Source organism: Azospirillum sp. B4 (genome assembly GCF_000333275.1).
Taxonomy (GTDB): Bacteria; Pseudomonadota; Alphaproteobacteria; order Azospirillales; family Azospirillaceae; genus Nitrospirillum.
In genome coordinates this window covers 1-5603 of sequence record NZ_BACU01000592.1, presented here as the reverse complement: position 1 = coordinate 5603, position 5603 = coordinate 1, and the positions used below count along the sequence as shown (strand labels likewise).

The 5603-nt window shown below is 66.6% G+C and carries 3 protein-coding genes; all 3 read right to left on the bottom strand.

Going from position 1 to position 5603, the window contains the following annotated elements; translation table 11 throughout:
- Positions 1-13: 13 nt before the first annotated feature.
- The 3 genes from I55_RS26880 to I55_RS26870 all read right to left on the bottom strand — a co-directional run bounded on the left by I55_RS26880 (position 14) and on the right by I55_RS26870 (position 4687).
- The gene (locus tag I55_RS26880) at positions 14-1195 is read right to left on the bottom strand and encodes a hypothetical protein (RefSeq protein WP_049974540.1); all 1182 of its coding nucleotides are present in this window, start codon (positions 1193-1195) and stop codon (positions 14-16) included.
- A 183-nt stretch (positions 1196-1378) separates the two neighbouring features.
- Positions 1379-2359, bottom strand: coding sequence for a nucleoside hydrolase (locus tag I55_RS26875; protein ID WP_049974539.1), 981 nt, complete (start codon positions 2357-2359; stop codon positions 1379-1381).
- A gap of 126 nt (positions 2360-2485) precedes the next feature.
- Positions 2486-4687, bottom strand: a complete 2202-nt coding sequence (locus I55_RS26870; protein WP_044563806.1) for a TonB-dependent receptor — start codon at positions 4685-4687, stop codon at positions 2486-2488.
- Positions 4688-5603: the final 916 nt, after the last annotated feature.

The following is a 5603-nucleotide window of genomic DNA, read 5'->3' as shown; positions in this document are numbered from 1 at the left end:
CCTTATCCGCTCCTCAGGCCAGCGTGTTGGCGTCAGGCGTGCCGGACAGGTTCAGGACGGCACCGAAGCCCTGGGCCTCCAGCGGGAAGGATAGCAGCAGCTGCCCGCCCTCGCGACGGGGCGTCAGCTCCACCCCGTGGTAGAGGTCGAAATAGCGCAGGGCCGGGCCGTCCGCCGGAACGGCCAGCACCGTCTGGTCCAGGGCGTGGTCGTTGCGGTTGACGATGGTCCAGGCCGTGCGGCCATCCGCCCCCGGCCAACGGCTGGCGAAGACGCCGTTGGCCCGCGTGGGGTAGAACGGCTGCCAGTCGGGGCTGGACAGCAGGGGCCCTAGGCCCCGCTCCAGTGTCGCCACCCGGCGCATCGCCTCGCCATCGCGGGGGGTGATGCCGTTCCAGATGCCCCAGACGTTCTCCCACGCCTCCCAGCCGACGCCATTGAAGAAGGCGTAGTGCAGATCGTCCGTTTTGTCGCGCGCCCAGCGGTCGGAGATGTTGACCATATGCCGGGTCTCCAGCCACTTGAAGCGGTCGACCTTGGGCACGGGCGTGAAGGTGTACTGGCCCCAGGACATGAGGTCCCAGGCCACCGCCTCATCCGCCATCACGCCTTCCGGCTGGAAGGCCAGGGGGTGGCCCACCTTGTCCGCCGCCAGGCTGAAGGCCAGGGGCACGCCATCCTGGGTGTCGCCGTTGATGCCGTCGATGCCGATCTCCCTCGCCAGCTCGGCGAGGGCCTGGGGCCAGGGCCTGTCCGGCACCCGCGTCCCCTGGTCCCACATCATCATGGGCAGCAGCACGCGCACGCCCCGGCGGTGGAAGTCCGCCACCATGGCCTTCACCGCCGGCAAGCCGCCGGGCAGGTTGGCCACCTGGTCCAGCTGGTTGCGGTCGTCGATGCCCATGTTGGGGTAGTCGGGCCACAGCAGCACGGCGTCAATGCCGCCGAAACGCGCCAGGAGGTCATCCAGATAGCGGTCCACGGTGTAGCGACCGGCGGCAGGATCATAGACGTAGCGGTCCTCCACCATCATCTGGGTCTGGACGAAGCTGGCGCGTGTCCAGGCCAGGCGGGGATCGGCATAGCGGGCGGGGTCATAGCCGATGCGGATGCGCCGCTCCTCCCGCCAGTGGCGGATGTCCCGCAGCCAGCCGTCGTAGTCCGCCGCCGTGCATTCCTGGTTCCACCCTCCCACACCTCGCGCGGGGTGAGGCAGGGCGGACTGTTGACCATCGGCTGCTCCAGGTGCCGTAGGGCACGAACTGGGTGTCCTGCGCGCCGGCGGGCGCCGGAACGACCAACCCCGGGGTGGCCAACCCCACGGCGGTCAACAGGGCGAGCGTCAGGGCGGCGATCCGGCGGCGCATGAACGATCCCTTCAGTGGGCCAGCAGGCTGTTCATCAGCAGATCCAGGATGCCCTCCTTGTCCTCCTTCAGGCAAACCTGGGCGTTGGCGGGCCCGGGGGTGACCATGGTCTCCCCCTTTTCGCCCACCGTCAGGCGCAGGGGCGTGGTGGGGCACAGCCGGGGATCCAGCACATAGGCCACGGGCACCAGATCGAACAGCGTCGGCGTGATCTGGCCCCAGCCGTTGAGGCGGCGCCACTGGTGGTACATCAGCGCCAGCGCGTCGGTCATGGGGGTGCCGGCGGCGAACAGGATGTCACGCTTCACCTCATCCAACTTCAGCCGCGTGCTGTCCAGCGGCATGACCACCAGCGGCACGCCGCTGGTGAACAGCTTCTTGGCCGAGGGTATGTCGGAGTAGATGTTGTATTCCGGCGTCGGTCCCTTCAGCGGGCCGTAGCCGGTGTCGTCATAGCCGGCATACACGGACCCGCCCATCATCACCACCCGCTTCAGCTTGGCGAAGCCGGCGGGGTCACGGTCGATCAGCGCGCCCAGCGTGCTGGGCGGCGCCAGGGAGATCAGGGTGACCTGGCCCGGGTAGCGGCGCGCCTGGTCCAGGATGAAATCCACGGCCGGGGGCGCGGACTGGGCCGGCGGCGGCTGCACTTCCGCCCAGCGCTTCTGGGTATAGGGCGTGGTGTTGGGCGTGGCCGGTCCCTGCGCCACCGGAATGTCGGCGCGGCCGGCGATGGCCAGCAGGCGCCGCAGCTGGCGCACCCGCAGGCCCGTGTCCCCCCAGGCGGCGGTGACGCCCAGCACCTCCAGCCGCGGGTCGGTCAATGCCGGCGCCAGCGCGAAGGCGTCGTCGATGTCATCCCCGATGTCGGTGTCGATGATGACCTTTTCCTTGAGGGGCGGGCCCTCCTTGGCGATGGCCGGGGTGGCCAGAAGGAGGACGCCCAGCGCGCCCGCGCGCAGGCGACGGAACAGGAAAGCGATCCGGGTCATGGGGAAATGCCTTTGCGGCCGGCCGGTAGAAACAGGGGCCCGCCGCTGCCACGGCCGGGCCCCTGGAACAGATCCTGTCACACCGTCCCGGCGACGGCCAGCGCCGCCGGGACGATGCCAGGGGTATTAGAACGAGTACTTGGCCTGAACGCCGAAGATGCGGGGTTCGTTGACCATGCCCGTCAGGTTGTTGAAGTCGATGGCGCCGATGACGCGCACCTGGTCCAGCACGTTGCGGACGAAGCCCGCGACCTCATACCCGGCGTCATTCTTGTAGCCGATGCGGAGGCCGCCATCGAGGAAGGCCTTACCCGTGAACTCCTTGGCCGTGTACAGGAAGAAGTTGTCTTCGCCACGGTACGCCCAGTCGGTGAAGAAGAACACTTCGCCATCGGCACCCACCGGCACGCCATAGCGCAGGGTGGCGTTCAGGATCCACTTCGGCGCCTCGGGCAGCGGGTTGCCGTCCAGCAGGGCGTTACCCGACGCGTTCAGGCGATTGGTCACGGTGCAGCCGCCGCCGCAGGTGGCGACCGACACGGTGGGGTCCTGGATTTCGGTGTGGTTGTAGCTGCCGCCGGCGGTCACCAGCAGATGCTCGATCGGCTTGGCCTCGATTTCCAGTTCCACGCCGTAGCCGATGGCGTGATCGGCGTTCAGCAGGCGGGCGGTGTTGCTGGCGCCACCCACGGCCGTCAGCTGCATGTCGCTGGTGTCGTAGTAATAGCCGGTCAGGTTCAGGCTGGCCCGCTTCTGGAACAGCGACGACTTGATGCCCGCCTCATACGAGATGGTGGTCTCGGCCTTGGCGGTGGACGTGGCGTTGGCGAAGGTGATGCGGTCCTGGATGGACGGCGCCAGGTAGCCGGTGGCCACGCGCACGAAGGCGTTCACGTCGCTGGTGACGGCATAGTCGGCGGAAACGTCCCAGGAGGCGTTGCCGCCGTTGACGCTGGTGCGCAGGTAGATCGGACCGGTGTAGCCGAAGTCACGGATGGACTCGACCGACTTGTTGTCGTGGGAGTAGCGGACGCCGCCACCCAGCGTCAGGGCGTCGGTGACCTTGTACTTCACCGAACCGAAGACGCCGTCGGTCTCGCTGCGGTCCTTGTGGCGGACCTGGTCGTCGATGGCACCGGTGGAGGTGACGTAGTCGTAGTCCTTACCGGTCATGTAGGAGTTGAAGTAGTACAGGCCGCCCTGCAGCAGCCACGGTCCCAGGTCGTTGGTGGCGACGCGGACTTCCTGGCTCAGCTCGCGGGGGGAATTGTAGCCGCCGGTTTCCACCGAGAAGGGCACGTCCGCCGGCACGCCGCCGTCAATGTCGCCGCGGCTGAACACGTTGGCGCGCTCATAGCCGCTGACCGAGGTGATGGTCAGGGGGCCGGCGTCGTAGACGACATGCAGGTTGGAGCCGAAGGAGTTCAGCTTCTGCGGATTGGCGCCGTCCTGGTTGGCCTTCTCGATATCGAAGCCGTCGACCAGGTCGTTGGTGCCCTTCTTGATGATGTTGGCGCGGAACAGGCGGGCGGAGCCGTCCAGCTGCCGGCCATGGACGTTCAGCAGGACGTCCAGGTTCTCATTCGGGGTGTATTCCAGCTGGAAGCGGCCGGCCAGGTCACGATAGCCCTCGAAGTCCGTGTCGTTCTTCGTGCTGATGTCCTGGTTCTGCACCCAGTCGTTACGGCGCTGCATGTTGACCGAGGCGCGGTACTTCAGCACGTTCTTGACAATGGGGCCGCTGACGGCGCCGGTGAAGTTCACCGTGTCATAGCTGCCGTAGGTCAGGTCGGAGAAGCCGCTGAAGGTGTCGGTCGGCTTGGCGCTGTCGATCTTGACCACGCCGGCGGGGGTGTTCTTGCCGAACAGCGTGCCCTGGGGCCCGCGCAGCACTTCCACGGCCGCGACGTCGAAGACCGGGAAGGCCTTCAGCATCGGGTTTTCCATGGCGACGTCGTCGAACACCACCGACACCGGCTGCGAGGCGTTGGGGTCGAAGTCGGCGTTGCCCAGGCCACGGATGTAGAAGCGCGGGTAGGTGCGGCCGAAGGAGGATTCCGCCTGCAGGCTGGGCGTGCGCGCCGCCAGGAAGCGGATGTCCATGCCGCTGGAGTTCAGGACGTCCAGCTTCTCGCCGCTGATGGAGGTGACGGCGATGGGAACCTCACGCTCCAGCGCCGGCCGGCGTTCGGCCGACACGATAATCTCATCCAGCTTGTCCGAGCTGTCGGCGGCGGCCTGCGCCACGCCGGCCAAGCCCATCAGGCCCAAAGCGGACATACCCAGAAGCGCGGACTTCAGCCCGCGGCTCTTCTCAACCCTCGTCATGCTCGATCCCTTCAATTTTTCCAGGTCCTTGACAGACCCGTCTTTGCGTTACCCGTCGCACCAGCCGCCCTAACCTGAAAGGCCTAGGCTGGGTCCAGCCGGGGGAGGGTACACGGCAGAGTTTGTTCGCGGCAGCCCCACTACTCCGGAAGGTCTTTCAAATCCAACAAGAAAGCGAGGGCCGGACCGAAATTTTGCGGCGGCGCACATATTTGATGCGCGAGTGTTGCCGCAATGCGGCACTTCTGTCCGCTACCCCGGCCTGCCCCGTAGCAAAATCAGCGCCAGTCCAGGCTTTGTGCCGATTTCCCGCAATAGGCGCGCGGGCATTCGCAAAATCGCCCACAAAATAGGCCTGCTCGCCAGCGCGCCCGCCCAATTATTGGGCAGCATCGCTTCTGCTCCGGACATGCGCCTTGCTGCGGCGCGGCGTGCCGTTTTCAGGCCTCAGAATAACCACACTATCAACCTACGTAGCGTTGCAGCGGCTTCCCACCCGCCCAGCCGGCCTGTGATGGGCGCTGGGGAGAGTTCGAGGTTTTACGATGGAACAGCAGGAGGGGGTTATGGTAACCCCTGAGCGGTTGAGAGCGCCCCTGGCCGCCGTCTTTGAAATGGACCTCCTGGGACCATCCCGGGGGAAGACCTTCATGGACGATGGTGAAGGACCGCCTCAGGCCGACCGCCATGGTCGTCTTCCGGCGCGTCAGCGCCCGTCGTCAACAGCAAACGGAACCCGGTGACCGGATCATGGCGAGATTTGTTTTGGAGCCGTCTTACACATGACCGTCGCCGGTAAGCCGCTTTTCCGCCAGGCGGACCCCATCGAAACCGCCAAGTCGGCGAGACCCAATCGCGGATCGCTGGCCCTTCATGACCTGGGTAACGGGCTCAGCAGCACTGGCTTTGGCGCGCC

What these genes read in the sequence shown, in the direction of transcription:
- I55_RS26875 (WP_049974539.1), bottom strand. Translation starts at nt 2,359, where the DNA reads ATGACCCGGATCGCTTTCCTGTTCCGTCGCCTGCGCGCGGGCGCGCTG.
- I55_RS26870 (WP_044563806.1), bottom strand. Translation starts at nt 4,687, where the DNA reads ATGACGAGGGTTGAGAAGAGCCGCGGGCTGAAGTCCGCGCTTCTGGGT.